This is a genomic window from Pseudomonas sp. PB120, assembly GCF_009761815.1.
GTDB lineage: Bacteria > Pseudomonadota > Gammaproteobacteria > Pseudomonadales > Pseudomonadaceae > Aquipseudomonas.
In genome coordinates this window covers 1-1,128 of record NZ_RWIN01000127.1, presented here as the reverse complement: position 1 = coordinate 1,128, position 1,128 = coordinate 1, and the positions used below count along the sequence as shown (strand labels likewise).

Here is a 1,128-nt window from a genome sequence, read left to right as displayed (position 1 = left end):
TGTACGTGCCGTTTGGATTAAGCAGGAGCTGACCGTACGCGCCGGTCGCGCTGCCGACCAGGGTGTAGGTGATCGCGCCGGTGGCGCCGGTGACGGTGCCGACCAAGGTGCCGCTGGCGGTTTCGCCAATGTTGGTCGGGTCGCTGCCGGTGACGGTGCCGGCGGCCAGGTCCTGGCCGTCCTTGGTCAGGTCGAGGGCTTTTTCGAACACGGTCACTTCGCTGTCACCGACCGCCTTGATGCAGCTGTTGGTGACGTCGATGGTGACCGTGGTGGTGCTTTCGTCGCCGTCAGCATCGCGCAGGGTGTAGGTGAAGGTATCGGTGGCGCCCGGGCCGCTCACGGCGTTCGGGTTGCTGTGGTAAACCGCGTTGCCCGCAGCGTCCAGCGTCAGGTAACCGTAGGTGCCATTGATCTGCGTGTTCAGGCCGCCACTGACCGGAGTCGAGGTGTCGGAGCCGAAACGTACACCGACAACACCACCACCGGCCGCCGGGCCATCGGCGCCGCCGACGTCGTTCCACAGCACGTTGCCGGTGACGGTACCGCCCTCGCCCACCGAGACGTTGTCGGCGTGAGCGGTCGGGGTGTCGTCGACGATGTTGACGTTGATCTGACCGCTCGCGGTGCTGCCGTCCTTGTCAGTGGCAACCACGTTGAAGTTGTCGGAAATGCTGTTGGTGCCATCGGCGTTCGGATGGGTATCCGCGTAATTCAGGGTGTAGGTGTAAGTCACCACGCCGGTCGCCGGGTTATAGCCGGTGACGGTGAACACGGCGCCGTGCTCGGCACCGACCGATTGCGGGAAGCCCGCGATCACGCCGCCGCTGACCACGGCGATGCCGCCCACGGTCAGGGTTTGCAGGCCATCGGGCGCAGTCACGGTAAAGGTACCGGTCTGGGTCAGGGCTGGAGCGTTGGGATCAGTGCCGTAAGTGAGGTTTTTCTCGTAGACGGTCAGCTCCCCGCCTTCGACGTTGAGGCCGTTGAGGGTCACCGGACTGTTGTGGATGTTCAGTTCCAGGGTCGCGGTGCTGGTGTCGCCGTCGGCATCGGTCAGGGTGTAGGTGAATTTCTCGGTGCCGCTGCCGCCGTTTTGCAACGCTTTGAAATCAGCATCGCTGGTGT

At 64.3% G+C, this 1,128-nt stretch carries 1 protein-coding gene; it reads right to left on the bottom strand.

Going from position 1 to position 1,128, the window contains the following annotated elements; translation table 11 throughout:
• Positions 1-1,128 (bottom strand): Ig-like domain-containing protein (locus EJA72_RS23530; RefSeq protein ID WP_218574381.1); only part of this gene is annotated, 1,128 nt, incomplete at both ends.